Annotated in this window: 12 protein-coding genes and 2 pseudogenes; 1 reads left to right on the top strand and 13 read right to left on the bottom strand. The window is 71.2% G+C overall.

Annotation, left to right across the window (positions count from 1 at the left end):
- Positions 1-134: 134 nt before the first annotated feature.
- The 10 genes and pseudogenes from OG747_RS27710 to OG747_RS27665 form a co-directional block, all read right to left on the bottom strand.
- Positions 135-305, bottom strand: a complete 171-nt coding sequence (locus tag OG747_RS27710) for a hypothetical protein (RefSeq protein ID WP_405882105.1) — start codon at positions 303-305, stop codon at positions 135-137.
- The gene (locus OG747_RS27705) at positions 302-2,608 is read right to left on the bottom strand and encodes a xanthine dehydrogenase family protein molybdopterin-binding subunit (RefSeq protein ID WP_405882104.1); all 2,307 of its coding nucleotides are present in this window, start codon (positions 2,606-2,608) and stop codon (positions 302-304) included. The genes OG747_RS27710 and OG747_RS27705 overlap by 4 nt, the downstream gene beginning before the upstream one ends.
- Positions 2,605-4,392 carry a 2Fe-2S iron-sulfur cluster-binding protein gene (locus OG747_RS27700; RefSeq protein WP_405882103.1) on the bottom strand — a complete coding sequence of 596 codons (1,788 nt, stop codon included), beginning with the start codon at positions 4,390-4,392 and terminating at the stop codon, positions 2,605-2,607. The genes OG747_RS27705 and OG747_RS27700 overlap by 4 nt, the downstream gene beginning before the upstream one ends.
- Positions 4,389-5,282: an FAD binding domain-containing protein gene (locus OG747_RS27695; protein WP_405882102.1), complete on the bottom strand. Its 894-nt coding sequence runs from the start codon at positions 5,280-5,282 to the stop codon at positions 4,389-4,391. Before OG747_RS27695 ends, OG747_RS27700 begins: the two co-directional genes overlap by 4 nt.
- A 281-nt stretch (positions 5,283-5,563) precedes the next feature.
- On the bottom strand, positions 5,564-7,219 hold the full coding sequence (locus OG747_RS27690; RefSeq protein ID WP_405882101.1) for a beta-N-acetylhexosaminidase: 1,656 nt from the start codon (positions 7,217-7,219) through the stop codon (positions 5,564-5,566).
- A gap of 1 nt (position 7,220) precedes the next feature.
- Positions 7,221-8,092: pseudogene (locus OG747_RS27685) on the bottom strand (carbohydrate ABC transporter permease).
- A pseudogene (locus tag OG747_RS27680) lies at positions 8,089-8,271 on the bottom strand (sugar ABC transporter permease); the annotation flags it as partial. The pseudogenes OG747_RS27680 and OG747_RS27685, both read right to left, overlap by 4 nt.
- Complete coding sequence (locus tag OG747_RS27675; protein WP_405882100.1) at positions 8,268-8,405, bottom strand: hypothetical protein; 138 nt, start codon at positions 8,403-8,405, stop codon at positions 8,268-8,270. The gene OG747_RS27675 and the pseudogene OG747_RS27680, both read right to left, overlap by 4 nt.
- Positions 8,406-8,661: 256 nt before the next feature.
- Complete coding sequence (locus OG747_RS27670) at positions 8,662-8,958, bottom strand: DUF3039 domain-containing protein (RefSeq protein WP_075029065.1); 297 nt, start codon at positions 8,956-8,958, stop codon at positions 8,662-8,664.
- Positions 8,959-8,988: 30 nt separating this feature from the next.
- Entirely contained in the window at positions 8,989-9,564 is a 576-nt protein-coding gene (locus OG747_RS27665; protein WP_405882099.1) for a YqgE/AlgH family protein, read from the bottom strand.
- Positions 9,565-9,844: 280 nt separating this feature from the next.
- On the opposite strand from OG747_RS27665, the gene murA reads away from it, so the two are divergent.
- Positions 9,845-11,191 carry a UDP-N-acetylglucosamine 1-carboxyvinyltransferase gene (murA, locus tag OG747_RS27660; protein ID WP_405882098.1) on the top strand — a complete coding sequence of 449 codons (1,347 nt, stop codon included), beginning with the start codon at positions 9,845-9,847 and terminating at the stop codon, positions 11,189-11,191.
- A gap of 144 nt (positions 11,192-11,335) precedes the next feature.
- On the opposite strand, the gene OG747_RS27655 is transcribed toward murA, so the two are convergent.
- The 3 genes from OG747_RS27655 to OG747_RS27645 form a co-directional block, all read right to left on the bottom strand.
- Positions 11,336-11,617 (bottom strand): HU family DNA-binding protein, encoded by a 282-nt coding sequence (locus OG747_RS27655; protein ID WP_007382399.1) that lies wholly within the window; start codon positions 11,615-11,617, stop codon positions 11,336-11,338.
- Between the two features lie 474 nt (positions 11,618-12,091).
- A complete protein-coding gene (locus OG747_RS27650; protein WP_405882097.1) occupies positions 12,092-13,516 on the bottom strand; it encodes an NAD-dependent malic enzyme in 1,425 nt (474 codons plus the stop codon).
- Positions 13,517-13,902: 386 nt separating this feature from the next.
- Positions 13,903-16,551: a HelD family protein gene (locus OG747_RS27645; RefSeq protein ID WP_405882096.1), complete on the bottom strand. Its 2,649-nt coding sequence runs from the start codon at positions 16,549-16,551 to the stop codon at positions 13,903-13,905.
- Between the last annotated feature and the right edge of the window lie 12 nt (positions 16,552-16,563).

The following is a 16,563-nucleotide window of genomic DNA, read 5'->3' as shown; positions in this document are numbered from 1 at the left end:
GCGGCCGTTCCCCACTGACCAGAACCATACGCCGCCCCACTGACAACGCCGGAAACCCGCAGGCACGCACGGCGTACAGCCCGGAAACGCGCGGGTTCAAGCCATCCGCGGCCACGCACCGCCGTCGGCCGGGCTCAGGTCAGGTACACGCCGCCCAGGACGACCGCCAAGGCCGCCACGAAGAACACCAGGACCCAGATCATCAGCTTCCCGACGCTGGGCGGGGGTTCGTAGCGGGGCTGTTCGGGATCGCCGGCCAGGGTGGGCTCGGGTGATTCGGGGCTCATCGGCTCAGGGGTACTCATGACGGCGTCACCACCGCGGCTTGGGGGCGGATCGGGAGGCGGTTGACCGGGCGGCCGGTCGCCGCGCGTACGGCGGACGCGACGGCCGCCGGGGAGGTCACCACCGGCACCGCGCTGGCCGCCTTCGCGCCGAAGGGGGCGACGACGTCGCGCTCCTCGACGAGTTTGACGATGCGGATGTCGGGGGCGTCCAGGGCGGTCGGGAGGGCATAGCCGGTGAGGTCGGGGTGGCGGACCAGGCCGCGCGCGGTGCGCAGGTTCTCCGTGAGCGCGGCGCCGACGCCCTGGGTGACGCCCGCCTCGATACGGGCCGCCAGCTGCGCCGGGTTGAGGATCCGGCCCACGTCCTGGGCGAGCGCCAGCTCCACCACCCGTACCGAACCGAGCTCGATGTCCACGTCGACCACCGCGCGGATCGCGCAGAAGGCGAGGCCCACGAAGGCGTCGCCCTGCCCGGCCGCGTCCAGCGGTTCCGTCGGGTGCGGGCGGCACTGCGCGGTCGCCCACAGCTCCTTGCCGTCCATCGCCTCGGTGACGGTGGTCGAGAGCACGCCGTCGTACGAGGTGATCTTGCCGTCCGTGATCTGGAGGAGCTCGGTGGACATGCCGAACTTGTGCGCCAGAGGCTGCAGCAGCTGCGTACGGACCATCTTCGCGGCGCGTTCGACCGCTCCGCCCGACACCCAGGTGTGGCGGCCCCGGCAGCTCGGGCCCGCGGGCGGCTGGTCGGTGTCGACCGGTGCCACGTGCACCTCGTCGATGCCGAGCGTCTCCTGGACGATCTGCCGGGCCAGCGTGGTGAAGCCCTGGCCGGTCTCGACGGCGGCGCACAGGACCGTGGCGACGCCGTCGTGGACCTTGACCGTGGCCGTGGAGACCTCGTCCGCGCCCTCGGCGCCGAGCATGTGGACCATGCCGAGGCCGTAGCCGACCCCGCGGCGTACGGCGCCGGGTTCGCCCGCGCCCTCGGGGCCGCCCGGGAGCAGCCACTCGTCCTCGGGGGTGTCCTTGGGGAGCGCGGGGAGCGGGTAGTCCCTTACGGCCTGCAGGAGTTCGGCGACCGGGGCCGGGCAGGTCACCGTCTGGCCGGTCGGCAGGACGTCACCCGTGGCCATCGCGTTCTGCAGGCGCAGCTCGGCGGGGTCGAGGGCGAGCTTCTTGGCCAGCTTGTCCATCTGCGCCTCGTAGGCGGCGCAGACCTGCATGGCGCCCTCGCCGCGTACATGGCCGGAGGGCGGGTTGTTGGTGCGGACGGCCCAGCCCTCGATGAAGGCGTTCGGGACGACATAGGGACCGCAGGCGAAGGAGACCGCGGCGGCCAGCGACTCGGAGGACGTGTCGGCGTACGCGCCCGCGTCCAGCAGGATCTGTGCCTCGACCTTCACCAGCTTGCCGTCGGTGTCGGCGTGGTGGCGGTAGCGCAGGAGTGTCGGGTGCCGGTGGGCGTGGCCGAGGAAGGACTCCTCGCGTGTCGCGGTGAACTTCACCGGGCAGCCGGTCTGCAACGCGAGCAGGCCGAGCGGGAGTTGGAAGCCCTGGTCCTCGCGGTCGGCGGTGGCGCCGGGCACTCCGGTGACGACGATCTTCACGCGCTCGGGCTCCAGGCCGTAGCAGGCGGCGGCGGTGTCGCGGTCGGCGTGCGGGTCGGTGGAGCCGATGTAGAGCTCGACCCCGCCGTCCGGGCGGGGCACGGCGAGACCGGCCTCGGCGCCGATCGGGGCCGGGTCCTGGCGGCCGATGCGGTACAGGCCCTCGACGACGATCTCGCCGACCGCGTCCGGGTCGCCGTGGCGCAGCGGGATGTGCCGGATCAGGTTTCCGTCGGGGTGCAGGGGTTCGGCCTCGAAGGCCTGCTCCGGGTCGGTCACCGGATCGAGTACTTCGTACTCGACGATGACGGCCGCGGCGGCCATCCGCGCGGTGTCCGGGTGGTCGGCGGCGACGGCCGCGATGGGCTCCCCGTGGTGGCGTACGACCTCGGAGGCGAACACCGGGCGGTCCGCCCTGCCGCGGCCGTGCAGCGCGGCGCCGGGTACGTCCTCATGGGTGATGACCGCCCGGACGCCGGGCATCTCGCGCGCGTGGCTGGTGTCGATGGACACAATGCGCGCGTGCGGGTGCGGGGACCTGAGCACGGCCGCCCACAGCAGGCCCTCGGCCCACAGGTCGGCCGCGTACGGGAAGGTGCCCTCCGTCTTGGCGCGGGCCTCCGCGGTGGGCAGCGACACGCCGAGCCCGTGCGGCAGCGGCTCGGGGCCGGTCTCGGGTGCCGCGGCAGTCGCGGTCACGGTCTCGTTGCTCACGCCTGGCCTCCGTCCTGGCCGTACGGCTGCTCATGCGGCGCCTGCGAGTCGTACGCGGAAGGGTCGTCGTACGGAGAAGGGTCGCCGTACGGAGAAGCGGCCCCGTACGGAGAAGGGGCCCCGTACGGTGCGGAGTCCTCGTACACCGACGGGGGCGAGCCGGGCGACACGCCCGAGGCTCCGAACGCCGACGGGTTGACGCCGCCCGCGCCGGGACCCGCCTGGTGCGGGATGCGCACCTCGTCCGCGTCCGGCGCGGCCTCGGCGGCGGCCGCGCTGTGCGCCTCGCGTTCGGCGACGACCTCGCGTACGGCGTCCAGGACCCCGCGGTAGCCGGAGCAGCGGCACAGGTTGCCGCACAGCGCCTGGCGGGTCTCCAGCTCAGTGGGGGCCGGGTTGCCCTCGAGGAGGTCGTGCACGGTCATGGCCATGCCGGGGATGCAGAAACCGCACTGCACGGCGCCGCACTTGGCGAGCGCGCGCTGTACGTCCGAGGGCTGTCCGTCGGCGGCCAGGCCTTCGACCGTACGCACCTCGCTGCTCGCGGCGGTGACGCCGGGCACCAGGCAGGACGCCACGAGCCGCCCGTCCACCTGGACGTTGCAGGCTCCGCACTCGCCCTGCGAGCAGCCGTCCTTGGCACCCGCGAGGCCGAGGCGCTCGCGCAGGACGTAGAGCAGCGACTCGCCGATCCAGGCGTCGGTCACGGGGCGGTCTGCGCCGTTGACGCGCAGGACGTAGGAGGCGAGGGGGTGTTCGTCGTGCGGGGGTGCCGGGAACTCGGCGGGGGCTTCCGGCTCGGTGGCGTCGGCCGGGGGAGCATCCGACCCGTGGCGGTCGTCCGACTCGGGGGCTTCAGGGGCTTCCGGGGCCGAAGGCGAGGCGGCGGTCGGGGCCGGGGCGGGGTCCGGTTCGGGCGCGTCCGGGGTCCCGGATGCCCCGACCGTGGCCGGGGCAGGCCCGGCGACCGGCTCAGGAGCCTCGTGAGCGGCCTGTGCGGGCGCCTGGACGGCCTCGGCGGGCGAATCCGCACGCGAGGCCCGTGCGGGCTCCGCGGGGGCGTGAGGGGCCTCAGGGGCCTGCGGGTCCACGGTCCGTGGCGCGGCGGACCACGGCTGCCCGATGGTCTCCGTCGTGGCCCAGGGCGCGGCCGCGCCGCCCGGGAGCGTGGCGGGCGGGGTGCCGCCCCACTGCTCGACCAGCGCCGACGTGGTGAACTCGCCCGATTCGTCCGGAAGGTCGCCTCCGGCGACCGGAATCGACCACTGCCCGGTGACATCGTGACCCGACACGCCGGTCTCGCCGGTCTCGTGGTGCCCGGTGGAGGCGCCTTCCCTGGCGGCCTCCCCGAAGTCCCACTGCCCGGTGGCGCCCGGGTGGTACGAGAACCCGTCGTGCGCGGTCTGGCGACGCGCGGCCTGGTGAAGACCGGCTTGCTGATGCCCGGTGTCGAGGTACCCGGTGTCGTGATGCGTGGCGTCGTGATGCGTGGCGTCCTGGTGTCCGGCGTTGGGATCCGGCCACTGGACCGCCTCGGCCGGCACGTTCCACGTGCCCGCGACCCCGGGCTCGGCCGCCGGGGGCGCCACGGCGATCTGCGGGGGCACATAGCTGTGGCCGGGCGCCGCGAGCGGGCTTTCACGCTCCGCCAGAAGGGCCTCGATGCCGCCCTCGGGAAGCTTGACGAAGGCGGTGGCGCCGTCGTCGTAGTCACCCTGAGGGAGGGGGTCCCACCGGCCGCTGCTGCGCTGCGGAGTGCCCTCTCCGTGCTGGTCGTCGGTCACGACAGTGCCCTCCCCAGTGCTCGTCGGGCCAGCGCGGCGACGGTGCGCCGCAGGTGCAGTACGGCGGGCGGAAGCTGTTGTACGGAGCCGTCCTCGGCGGGGACGGGGTCGGGGATACAGGCCGCGGCGACGTACTCCCCGAAGGCGTTGAGCGCCTCCGGCACGATCGCGCGGTTGTTGTCCCAGTCGATCAGCTGGGCGACCCACGCCTCCGCGTCCAGGGGCCGCAGCGGCATCGGCGCTATGGCGCCGACGGCGCACCGCACGCCACGCCGGGCCGGGTCGAGAACGAGTGCCACGGACGCGATGGAGCGCCCGGGTCCGGTGCGTCCGGTCGCCTTCAGGAAGACCTGCGGCGCGTGCAGCAGTGGCACGCGCACGTAGCCGATGAGTTCGCCGCCGCGGAGCATCTCCATGCCCGCGAGCAGGTGCGACACCGGGATCTCCCGGCGGGCCCCGCCCTGGCCCGCGATGATCAGCGTGGCCTCCAAGGCGGCCAGTACGGGCAGCGCGTCCCCGGTGGGCGAGGCCGAGGCGATGTTGCCGCCCAGGGTGCCCGCGTTACGGATCTGCGGCGGCCCGGCCGCGCGCGCGGCGGCGGCGAGCGCGGGAATGAGGGCCGCGAAGTCGGGGCGCCCCATGCGCGCATGGGTGAGGCCGGCGCCGAGCAGCGCATGGCCGTCCTGGTACTGCCAGCCGCGGATCTCGCTGATCCGGCCGAGGCCGACAAGCGCGGCGGGCCGCAGCTGTCCGGAGTTGACGGCGACCATGAGATCGGTGCCGCCGGCCACGGGAACGGCGGCGGGCATGGCGGCCAGCGCCGCCACTGCCTCGTCCAGCGAGGCGGGCAGCGTCACGGCCTGCGCCGCCTGCGGTGCGTGCGTGGTCAAAACCGGCTGCCCCTTCCCGCTGCCCCACCTGGTCCCACCTGTGTTGCGCGTACGGTACGTGCTGACAGGGCGGACGTGGCAACTCTGGCACATCTTCCCCGGCCCCCGACGCGGGGGTCCGCTAGGAGGCATTCGCCCCCTCACCAGGGAGATGGTCCGTTTTCGTACGACATCGCCGGTCAGTGCGAATTGCCACCCTTCGGTGATCCTTGGGCGCCTTTTGCCTTGTGGGGACACGGTGCCAGGGCGAACGGGCCGGGACACGCCGGTAGGGCGTCGCCTCACACGTTTGGGGGCGCCCCCTCGATCGGGCGTCCGAGCACGCCCGGTCGCCGTTGCCACGGAAGGGGCCCGGTAGGCGGGCGATAGGCCACCCCCAGGGCGTCAAGTCGCCTGTAGTGGGCGGTCATCCGCCGCTCGAAGTCCGCGAAGTCCCGCTCGGCCGGGGCGGGCAGAGCGCTCCAGGCGACCTCGGCGAAGGCCGCGAGCCGCGGGTACGCCTGGTAGTCCACGCGCGCGAAATCCTCCATCACCTCGGTCCACACGTTCGCCTGAGTGCCCAGCACATGCCGTGCCTCCGATTCGGTGAGCTCGGGTGGAACGGGCTCGAAGCGGTAGACGTCCTCCAGGGTGCGGACGTATCCGATGGGCACCGGCTCGTCCGGGCCCGCGGCCTGACGGTGGTCCAAGTACACCTGCTGCTCGGGGCACATGACGACGTCGTGACCGGCCCGGGCGGCCGTGACGCCGCCGCCGTAGCCGCGCCACGACGAGACGGCGGCGCCATCCGCAAGCCCACCTTCCAGAATCTCGTCCCAGCCGATCAGCCGACGCCCGTGCGCGGAGAGCCAGTTGTCGAAGTGCCGGATGAACCACGACTGCAACTCGTCCTCGTCCGCGAGCCCCAGTTCCTTGATACGCGCCTGCGCGGCGGGCGACTGCTTCCACTGGTCCTTGGCGCACTCGTCGCCGCCGATGTGGAAGAAGTGCGAGAACGGGGCGGCGTCCGCCGGGAACAGGTCGAGGAGTTCCTCGAACACCCCCTCGTAGAAGCGCAGGGTGTTGTCAGTGGGGGCGAGTACGTTTTTGGAGACGCCCCAGGTGTCCCAGACGGAGAGGGAGGTGGCGCCTTCCATGGTTGCGGCGATGACGTCGGTGTTGCCCAGTTCCGGATACGCGGCGATGGCGGCCTGGCTGTGCCCCGGGATGTCTATCTCCGGGACGACGCTGATATGCCGCTCGGCCGCGTACGCGACGATCTCGCGGATGTCGTCCTGCGTGTAGAACCCCCCGTGCGGCTTCTCCTCCCACAGGGGTGAGGCGCGATGACCGAATTTCGTGCGCGCCCGCCAGGATCCGACCTCCGTCAGCTTCGGGTAGCGCTTGATCTGGACACGCCAGCCTTGGTCGTCGGTGAGGTGGAAGTGGAAGACGTTGAGTTTGTGGGCGGCCAGCAGGTCGAGATGGCGCAGGACGCCGTCCTTGGGCATGAAGTGCCGGGAGACGTCGAGCATGAGTCCGCGCCAGCGGAATCGGGGGGCGTCCTCGATGATCTGGCTCGGGATTCCGTAGGTCGTTCCCGGCCGGACGGGGGCACGGCGGAAGGCGTCGGGCCCGAGGAGCTGGCGCAGTGTCTGCGCGCCCCAGAACACCCCGGCCGCGCTGCCGCCCCGGATCTCGACGCCCCAGTTGACGACGGCGCTGAGCTTGTACGCCTCCGGCTCCAGGGTGTCGTCGAGGAGCAGCCGTACGGCGTTGCGGGCGTCCTGCGGCCCTGGTGGCAGCGGCAGGCCGAGCGCCGCGCCGAGCGCGGCGCGCAGCCAGCGCTCCACGGTGCCCGTGCCGGGCGCGGCCCACAGGGTGGTGTCCGCTTCGAACATGACCCCGCAGCGCATGGGTCCCTCGACGGCGCGGGGCGCCGGAATCACATCGGTCACGTCAGTCCTTTACCGCTCCGGCGAGGCCGGAGACCAGTCGTCGCTGTACGAGTACGAAGAAGATCAGCACCGGAATCGTCATCACCGTGGACGCCGCCATCACGCCTCCCCAGTCCGGAACGTCGGGCTTGCAGAAGACCAGGAGAGCCATCGGCAAGGTGGACTGCGAGGTGTCGCTGATGATGAAGGACTTGGCGAACAGGAAGTCGTTCCAGGCCGAGATGAAGGAAAAGACACTCGTGGCCACCAACCCCGGGAAGACGAGCGGAAAAGGATCTGCCAGAGGAATCGCGCACGGCTCGCCCCGTCGATGTACGCGGCCTCCTCCAGCGCCTCCGGAACGGCCTTCACAAACCCCCTCGACATCCAGATCGCGAACGGCAGCGAGAAGGCGATGTGGGGCAGGATCAGCGAGCCCAGCGTGTTCAGCTGACCGAAGTCCCGCATGAGGAAGAAGAGGGGGATCGTCAGCGCCTCCACGGGCACCATCTGCGCGACCAGGAACATGATCAACAGGGTGGTCCGGAAACGGAAGCGGAATCGTGTGACCGCCGTCGCCGCGAGAAACGCGATCAGCGCCGAGACGACGACCACGGTGCCGGCCACCGCCAGGCTGTTGAGGAAGTAACAGCCGAATTCCCGCTGCCCGAAGACGCGCCGGAAGGAATCCAGGGAGGGCGAAAGCGTCCACGGCCGGGGCTCGGTCGACTCGATCTCTCCGGCCGGTTTGAAGCCGCTGAGCACCATCCAGCAGAGGGGAAAGGCGACGACCACGGCGATCAACAGCGCGGACGCTTCGGCGGCGAGCCGCCACGGACGCCGGGGACGCCGGGGACGCCGGGGACGCCGTACGAAGCCGGGTACAAGACTCACAGTTCCTCCCCCTGTCTGCGCAGCCGTCGCAAATACACCAGCGTGACCGCGAGCAGGATCACCAGCATCACCACGCCGATCGCCGAGCCGAGGCCGTACTGCGAGGAGGCGAACGCCTTCTGGCAGGCGTACACATTCAGCACGAGGTTCTGGCCGGCGATGCCGCCGCCGTTCGTCATCCGTCCTTTCCGCAGGAGGAGTTGCCGGAGGTCTGGGGAGCGCAGGCGGTGGCGACGACAAGGGCGGCGAGGGCGACGGCCGTTCGGGCAGGGAGCTTCACGGGCAGCACGGGCAGCTTCACAGAGAGCTTCATCGAGCATCCTCCGATGAGAGGGCGTTGCAACATGCGCAATGATGGTTTCGCTCTGCACAACACACCGGACGCTATGGACTACATGAACATGCCCACAAGAGGTCTCAACCACCTTGTGACCGGGCGACGCACCCTGTGCAACGGCAGACGGCGCAAAGGCCCCCGGGGCGCACCAAAACGCGCCCAGGGGGCCTTGCGATCGTCAGGCCGGCGGACTCGTGCCCGCGCCCGTGCCCGCTACTTGTCCAAACTTGCCTTACTTGTCCTGGCCGCCCTTGCCCTTGTCGCCGCCGGCGCCCATGGACTCGTAGATCTCCTTGCACATGGGACACACCGGGTACTTCTTCGGGTCGCGGCCCGGGACCCACACCTTGCCGCAGAGGGCCACGACGGGCGTGCCGTCGAGGGCGCTCGCCATGATCTTGTCCTTCTGGACATAGTGGGCGAAGCGCTCGTGGTCCCCGTCGCCGTGCGACACCTGCGGCGTCGGCTCCACGAGGGTTCCCGTCCCAGTGCCTCGCTGGGGCTGGGTCTCAGGCTCAAGAGTGCTCATAAGCGCCAAGGGTACTGAAGGTCACAGACATCAGTTGAGCGAAGGGTCGTCCGGGTACGTCGCCACCATCGCCAGTTCGCTGCGCTGGCGGCGCAGGACCTCGCGCCAGAGGCGTTCCGGGGACGGGGAGGAGACGTCTCCCGGTTCGGATTCCACCACGTACCAGGCGCCCTCGGTCAGCTCGTCCTCCAGCTGGCCCGGGCCCCAGCCCGCGTACCCGGCGAAGATTCTCAGGGAGCCCAGGGCCGAGGCGAGGAGTTCCGGCGGGGCCTCCAGGTCGACCAGGCCGATCGCACCGTGCACGCGCCGCCATCCGAGGGGTGCGCGCTCCTCGGACGCGACGCCGCCCGGGATCACCGCGACGCCCAGTGCCGAGTCCAGCGACACCGGGCCGCCCTGGAAGACGACACCGGGTTCCCCGGCCAGGTCCGCCCAGGCCTCCAGGATGTCGCTGACGCCCACCGGGGTCGGCCGGTTGAGGACGACACCGAGCGAGCCCTCCTCGTCGTGGTCGAGGAGCAGCACTACCGCGCGATCGAAGTTCGGGTCCGCCAGGGCGGGTGTGGCCACGAGCAGCCGCCCTGTGAGCGAGGACACCTCGGTCATGCCAGACATGATCCCGCATCTTCCCCGCGTAGGGGGACCCAATACCCGTACCCGGGTGAATGCAGCCCACGGCGCAGAGAAGCGCCCCCCGCGCACAGCGCCATCGGTGACCCCGTGTGCCCGATTCCAAACGGTTCGTGTTGTGGCAAAGCTATGACGTGGCTGAGTGGTACTCGGGCTTACTTAAGGGGGGTGGGCGGCGATTACCCTTGCTCTTCGGCTCCCGCCCAACAGGTCTGCCGATGCTCACTCCTGCCCAACTCATCGGAACGCGAGATACATGACCGTCAACGGCTCTGACGATGTACTGCTTGTCCACGGCGGAACCCCGCTCGAGGGCGAGATCCGTGTCCGCGGTGCGAAGAATCTCGTACCGAAGGCCATGGTCGCCGCCCTGCTGGGCAGCGAGCCGAGCCGGCTGCGCAATGTCCCCGACATTCGCGACGTGCGCGTCGTACGCGGACTGCTGCAACTGCACGGCGTGACGGTCCGTCCGGGTGAGGAGCCGGGCGAGCTGGTGCTGGACCCCTCGCACGTGGAGAGCGCGAACGTCGCCGACATCGATGCCCACGCGGGCTCGTCGCGCATCCCGATCCTCTTCTGCGGCCCGCTGCTGCACCGTCTGGGGCACGCGTTCATCCCGGGTCTCGGCGGCTGCGACATCGGTGGCCGTCCCATCGACTTCCACTTCGAGGTGCTGCGGCAGTTCGGCGCGAAGATCGAGAAGCGGGAGGACGGCCAGTACCTGGAGGCTCCGCACCGGCTGCGCGGCACCAAGATCCAGCTGCCGTACCCGTCCGTCGGCGCGACCGAGCAGGTGCTGCTGACGGCGGTGCTCGCGGAGGGCGTCACCGAGCTGTCCAACGCGGCCGTGGAGCCCGAGATCGAGGACCTCATCTGCGTACTGCAGAAGATGGGCGCGATCATCGCCATGGACACCGACCGGACGATCCGCATCACCGGTGTGGACTCGCTCGGCGGCTACACCCACGCGGCTCTTCCGGACCGCCTGGAAGCCGCCTCCTGGGCTTCCGCGGCGCTGGCGACCGAGGGCAACATCTACGTCCGCGGCGCCCAGCAGCGCTCGATGATGACCTTCCTGAACACCTACCGCAAGGTGGGCGGGGCGTTCGAGATCGACGACGAGGGCATCCGCTTCTGGCACCCGGGCTCGCAGCTGAAGTCCATCGCCCTGGAGACGGACGTCCACCCCGGTTTCCAGACCGACTGGCAGCAGCCGCTGGTGGTCGCCCTGACGCAGGCCACGGGCCTGTCGATCATCCACGAGACGGTGTACGAGTCCCGGCTCGGCTTCACCTCCGCGCTCAACCAGATGGGCGCGCACATCCAGCTCTACCGCGAGTGCCTCGGCGGCTCGAACTGCCGCTTCGGTCAGCGCAACTTCCTGCACTCGGCCGTCGTTTCCGGCCCCACCAAGCTCCAGGGCGCCGACCTGGTCATCCCCGACCTCCGCGGCGGCTTCTCGTACCTGATCGCCGCCCTCGCGGCCCAGGGCACCTCCCGCGTCCACGGCATCGACCTGATCAACCGCGGCTACGAGAACTTCATGGAGAAGCTCGTGGAACTCGGCGCGAAGGTCGAGCTGCCGGGCAAGGCGCTCGGATAGCACAGACAGCACGGCTGTCGCTCGGGGAGCGGCGGTAGGCGTACGTACGACGATGGGGCGGCCCCGGTAAAGGGGGCCGCCCCATTGGCGTTACTGCCGGCGTTGCTGCGGGTCGTGCGCCGTCCCGCAGCACACGAACGCGGCTTACTTGCCCTTGGCCGCTTCCTTGAGCTTGCTGCCCGCGGAGACCTTCACGCTGTAGCCGGCCGGGATCTGGATCGGGTCGCCGGTCTGCGGGTTGCGCGCGGTGCGAGCGGCACGGTGGGTGCGCTCGAAGGTCAGGAAGCCGGGGATGGTGACCTTCTCGTCGCCCTTGGCAACGATCTCGCCGACGGTCTCGGCGAACGCGGCCAGAACGGCGTCGGCGTCCTTGCGGGTCACCTCGGCGCGGTCGGCCAGCGCGGCCACCAGCTCACTGCGGTTCATGTTGTTACTCCCGTGTTCTTCTTGCCGTTGAGGCGTGCCACGCGGCGGAGCCGCATGCTGAATGCGGCGAAGCCGATGCTGCCAGGGCCCTCGGTCGGTCCCCGGACCCGGGTCCGTAGCCAGACCCTCGCGCCCGAAGACGCATCCTGCCCCCACCTGCGGCGGGAAAGCCAATCCGGCACCCCTGGGAGTCACACGAACACCCTTGGGAGTCACACGAAAAGCGCCACTGCCTCAGTGTGGTGACGCTCCGTCCGCTCCCGGCAGCGGACCGCAGGGCCTGGGAGGCCTGAGCCTGGCCGCCACCCTAGAGGGCGGCCAGGGACCCCGCATCCCGCGACGCGCCGACACACGGGCACCGTGGCGATCGTCACAGCAAGTCACACCACGCAAAGCGCCGACCGGCATCACCCGAGCCGATGCGGGGGTCCGGGGGCGCCGGCCCCAGGCGATGCCCGCACCGACCCCGGGTTCCTACTCGACCGCCGCCGACGCCCCCGCCGCCTTCGCCGCGGAGCGCACCGCTCCGGCGACCGCGCCCGCGACCTTGTCGTTGAAGACGCTCGGGATGATGTAGTTCGCGTTGAGCTCGTCCTCGGTCACCACGTCCGCGAGGGCGGTCGCGGCAGCCAGCATCATCTCCGTGTTGACCGTGCGGGACTGGGCGTCCAGGAGACCGCGGAAGACGCCCGGGAAGACCAGGACGTTGTTGATCTGGTTGGGGAAGTCCGAGCGGCCGGTGGCGACAACTGCCGCCGTCTGGCGGGCGATTGCCGGGTCGACCTCGGGGTCGGGGTTCGCGAGCGCGAACACGATGGCGTCCTCGGCCATGGCGGCCACGTCGTCGCCGTCGAGCACGTTCGGGGCGGAGACGCCGATGAACACGTCGGCGCCGCGCACGGCCTCCTTCAACGTGCCCGTGAGGCCCTCGAGGTTGGTGTTGTCGGCGATCCAACGCAGTGGCGAATCGGAGGCGGCGTCGACGAGGTCCGCGCGGTCCGCGTGCACGACGCCCTGGATGTCGGCGACGACGGCGTTCTTGACGCCCGCGGCGATCAGCAGCTTGAGGATGGCGGTACCGGCCGCACCCGCGCCGGACATGACGACACGGATGTCACCGATGTCCTTGCCCGCCACCCGCAGGGCGTTGGTGAGGGCCGCGAGGACGACGATCGCGGTGCCGTGCTGGTCGTCGTGGAAGACGGGGATGTCGAGGGCCTCGCGCAGCCGGGCCTCGATCTCGAAGCAGCGCGGCGCGGAGATGTCCTCGAGGTTGATGCCCGCGAAGCCGGGGGCGATGGCCTTCACGATCTCGACGATCGCGTCGGTGTCCTGGGTGTCCAGGCACAGCGGCCAGGCGTCGATGCCGGCGAACCGCTTGAACAGGGCCGCCTTGCCCTCCATGACCGGCAGGGCGGCCATGGGACCGATGTTCCCGAGCCCGAGCACGGCGGAGCCGTCCGTCACGACCGCAACGGAGTTGCGCTTGATGGTGAGGCGGCGGGCGTCCTCGGGGTTCTCGGCGATCGCCATGCACACGCGGGCCACGCCCGGGGTGTAGATCATGGAGAGGTCGTCACGGTTGCGGATCGGGTGCTTGGACTGCATCTCGATCTTGCCGCCGAGGTGCATGAGGAACGTCCGGTCGGAGACCTTGCCGAGAGTCACGCCCTCGATGTGGCGCAGCTGCTCGACGATCTCGTCGGCGTGCGCGGTGGAGGTCGCCGCGATGGTGACGTCGATCCGGAGCTTCTCGTGGCCGGAAGCGGTGACGTCGAGGCCGGTGACCGAGCCTCCGTGGGACTCGACGGCCGTGGTGAGCTGGGAGACCGCGGTTCCGCTCGCGGGTACCTCCAGCCGGACCGTCATCGAGTAGGAGACGCTGGGCGCCGTTGCCATGGCCGACTTCCTCTGCTTTCACCGTGACGCTTGGTTTGCCGTCCGATCGTCGCACCTACCGCGGAGTACGTGGTAGCCGCCCCGGGTTGCGAACGTTTTGTTCTCAAGGCGTTCGGAGGCATTCGCAAAAAAATGAGGTCCACGTCACAAGGTGACGTGGACCTCATTCCTTCCCTCACACGTTCAATGACACCGACCCGCCATGCTCGCCTCGCGGCAAGTGGTCGCTCGTGGCGACGAAGGTTGGGCCCGGGGGCTTGGATCGGGCCGGTGTCACATCCAAGGTAACAAACGATCCCCGTAAGGCAATTCCCACCCCGAGAGTTCATTTTCGGCGAGGCGAGCGGGGCCAGACGGGTGGGCGGCCGGGGAAACACCGCCCCGTGTCAGTCCCGAAGCAGGTCCGGCACCCCGTTCGCATCCGGTTGGTCCCGCTCCCCCGACACCACGGTCAGCTGCTGGGTGGCCCGGGTCAGCGCCACGTACAGCACCCGCAGCCCCGCCGGCGACTCGTCCGCGATCTCCGCGGGCGAGACGACCACCGTCGCGTCGTACTCCAGTCCCTTCGCCTCCAGGCTGCCCAGCGCCACCGCCCGGTCGCCGAGCCCGGCGAGCCAGCGGGCGGCCTCCTCGCGCCGGTTCATGGCCACCACGACGCCCACGGTGCCGTCCACGCGGTCCAGGAGACGCGCGGCCTCGGCGCGTACGGTCCCCGCGAGCGAGTCCCGTACGACGGCGCTGTGTCCGTTGTTGGTCGCGGCGCCGTGTCCGTTGTTCGTCGCGGCGCCGTGCCCCTTGTTCGTCGCCACGAAGCGCGGCTCGACGCCGGTGGACCGTACGGCGGACGGGGACTCGGAGCCGGGCATGGCGAGGGCGAGGACCTTGGCGGCGAGCTCGGCGATCTCGGAGGGGTTGCGGTAGTTGACGGTGAGGTTGAAGCGGCGCCGGGGACGGGTCCCCAGGGCCTCGTCACGGGCCTCGGCGGCCTCGTCGGGGTCGGACCACGAGGACTGCGCCGGGTCGCCGACGACGGTCCAGGTGGCGTGCCGCCCGCGCCTGCCCACCATGCGCCACTGCATGGGCGTGAGGTCCTGCGCCTCGTCGACGATGACGTGCGCGTACTCGGTGCGCTCCTGCGCCAGCCGCTCGGCCCGCTCGCGCTGCGACTCCTCGCGTACGGGCATGAGCTCCTCGAGGCCGCTGAGCTGGTCCAGCGGGTCCAGCTCGCGCCGCTTCCTGGGCCGGGCGGGCACCCCCAGGATCGCCTGGAGCTCGTCCAGCATCGCCACGTCGTGCACGGACAGCCCGTCCCGCTTGAGCGAGCGCGCGACCCGCCGTACCTCGCCGGGGTTGAGAATGCGCCGCGCCCAGCGTCCGAGCCGCCGCTCGTCGGCCATGGCGGCCAGGACGCCCCGCGGGGTCAGCTCCGGCCACCACGCGTTCAGGAACTCGATGAAGCTGTCCTCGGAGGCGACGTCCTCGTCGAACGACGACCGCAGCTCCGCGGCCAGCTCCGGGTCCGTGTGCCGCGTACCGGCCCCGGACTGCGCCCACAGCGCGTCCAGCAGGAGCTTGCGGGCGCGCGGGCGCAGCAGGTTCACCGGCGCGGTGCCGCTCAGCGCGTTGCGCTTGATCCGGTCCAGCTCGGCGGCCTCCAGCTCCAGCCGCCGCCCGAAGGCGACGACACGGAGGCGGGTGGGCACTGTCGCCGGGCCTCGCGGCTCGTCCTCGTCGCCGAAGGCGAGCCGGCCGGCGCCGTTGCCGAAGGCGAGCTGCCCGGTGCCGTCACCGAAGGTGAGCTGCTCGACATCGCCGCCGGGAGCGGGCTGCTCGGGGCTGTCACCGGCGGCGAGCCGCTCGGCACCGCCCGTCCGTGAACCGCCCGTCCGTGAGCCGCCCGTCCGTGAGCCGTCTGCCGGCGCGGCACCGTCCCGCGCGGAGCGTGCGGACCTGGGGTTCGGCGCCGGTTCCAGGGCGCCCCGCGCCGCCTTCCGGAGCACCTTCAGCATCCGGTACGAGCCCTTGGCGCGGGCCACGGCCGGGGAGTCGTACAGGGTGGCCTCCGCGCCGTCGACGAGGGAGCCGATGGCGCGGATGGCGACCTGGCCCTCCTCGCCGAGGGAGGGCAGCACGCCCTCGGTGTAGGCGACCAGCAAGGGGGTGGGCGAGACGATCAGGATGCCGCCCGCGTAGCGGCGGCGGTCCTGGTAGAGGAGGTAGGCGGCCCGGTGCAGGGCCACGGCCGTCTTGCCGGTGCCGGGGCCGCCCTCCACGTACGTCACCGACGCGGCGGGGGCGCGGATCACCAGGTCCTGTTCGGCCTGGATGGACGCCACGATGTCGCGCATGGTGTGGCTGCGGGCCTGGCCGAGCGCGGCCATCAGGGCGCCGTCGCCGATCACCGGGAGTTCACGGCCGTCGAGGGTGGCCTTGAGCTCGGGGCGCATCAGGTCGTCCTCGACGCCGAGGACCTTGCGGCCCTTGGAGCGGATGACCCGGCGGCGTACGACCCTGCCGGGGTCGACGGGTGTCGAGCGGTAGAAGGGTGCCGCGGCGGGCGCCCGCCAGTCGATGACCAGCGGCGCGTACTCCGCGTCGAGCACCCCGATCCGGCCGATGTGGAGCGTCTCGGCGATGGAGGCGTGTTGGCCGGTCTCGTCCGTCCGTACGACACCCTCGGCGGGTTCGACGGCCGTGTACGCGCCGTCGGGCCCCTTCTTGCCGTCCTTCCCGAGCAGCAGGTCGATCCGGCCGAAGAGAAAGTCCTCGAACTCGTTGTTGAGGCGGTTGAGGTGAATTCCCGCCCGGAACACCTGGGCGTCGCGCTCCGCGAGCGCCCCCGGTGTACCGACCTGGCCGCGCTGGGCGGCGTCGTTCATCAAGAACTCCGCCTCGTGGATCTTCTCCTCGAGGCGCCGGTACACCCGGTCCAGATGTTGCTGCTCGACGCTGATCTCACGATCCCGTACGGAATCGTCCTGTGCGGAATCGTGGATCTGGTCGAGCGCGGTTTCCTGCTGAGCCTGAGCGGCCACCGGGCCCCCTTC

The sequence above is a fragment of the Streptomyces sp. NBC_01384 genome, assembly GCF_045040035.1.
GTDB lineage: Bacteria > Actinomycetota > Actinomycetes > Streptomycetales > Streptomycetaceae > Streptomyces.
Note: the sequence above shows the minus strand (reverse complement) of the source record. Positions and strands in the feature narration are given on the sequence as shown.